Annotated in this window: 1 protein-coding gene; it reads left to right on the forward strand. The window is 64.4% G+C overall.

Annotated elements, in window-relative coordinates; all coding sequences use genetic code 11:
* On the forward strand, positions 1-1204 hold a 1204-nt coding region (locus AB4074_RS24765), incomplete at both ends, for an enolase C-terminal domain-like protein (RefSeq protein WP_441415744.1).

Genomic DNA, 1204 nt, shown 5'->3' on the forward strand with positions numbered 1-1204 from the left:
GACTATTCGGCGGCATATTTGGTGATCCGTACCGACGCCGGTGACGGTCATGAGGGTCACGGTTTCGTTTTCACCATCGGGCGCGGGAACGAGGTGGAGGCGGTGGCGATCGAAGCCCTCCGCCATCACGTCCTGGGCCGCAACGTCGAGGAATTGCTCGGCGACATGGGCCGCACGTGGAAGCTTCTTGCCCACGATTCCCAACTMCGTTGGCTCGGTCCCGAAAAGGGCGTGATGCACATGGCGATCGGCGCCGTCGTCAACGCGCTTTGGGACCTCAAGGCCAAGCGGGCCGGGCTCCCGCTGTGGGAGCTGCTTTCCGGAATGAGCCCCGAGGAGATCGTGGCGCTCGTGGACTTCAGGTACCTCAGCGATGCCCTCACACCGGACGACGCGCTGGGAATATTGCGGACGGCGGAGCCGGGGCGCGCCGCCCGCAGGGCAGCGCTTCTCTCGGAGGGATACCCCGCCTACACCACGACGCCGGGCTGGTTGGGTTACAGCGACGACAAACTTGTGCGCCTGGCCAAGGAAGCCGTTGCGGACGGTTTCGGGCAGATCAAGCTCAAGGTGGGGGCCTCGCTGGAAGACGACATCAGGCGCGTCCGCACGGCACGCGATGCCGTGGGGCCGGATATCAAGATCGCGGTGGACGCGAATCAGCGCTGGGACGTTCAGGAAGCCATTGACTGGATGGCGCACTTGGCGCCCTATGACATTGCCTGGATTGAGGAACCCACCAGTCCCGATGACGTCCTCGGCCATGCCGCGATTGCCCGGGGCGTGGCTCCGATTCCCGTGGCTACGGGTGAGCATGTCCAGAACCGTGTCGTGTTCAAGCAGATGCTGCAGGCCGGATCCCTGCAGGTCTTGCAATTGGATGCCGCGAGGGTTGCGGGGGTGAACGAGAACATCGCCATCCTCCTCCTTGCCGCGAAGTTCGGCGTCCGCGTCTGTCCGCATGCAGGCGGAGTGGGTCTCTGCGAGGCCGTCCAGCACTTGTCGATGTTCGATTTCGTGGCGGTTTCCGGCGACAAGAATGGTCGGATGATTGAGTTCGTCGACCATCTGCATGAGCACTTCGTCACTCCGGTGGATGTCCACGACGGCTGCTACTGGCCGCCTTCGGCGCCCGGTGCCGGCGGCGAAATGGTCGGCGGAACACTGGCCGACTACAGCTTTCCCGACGGCCCGATGTGGGCCG

This window comes from Arthrobacter sp. 2MCAF14, assembly GCF_052115645.1.
GTDB lineage: Bacteria > Actinomycetota > Actinomycetes > Actinomycetales > Micrococcaceae > Arthrobacter.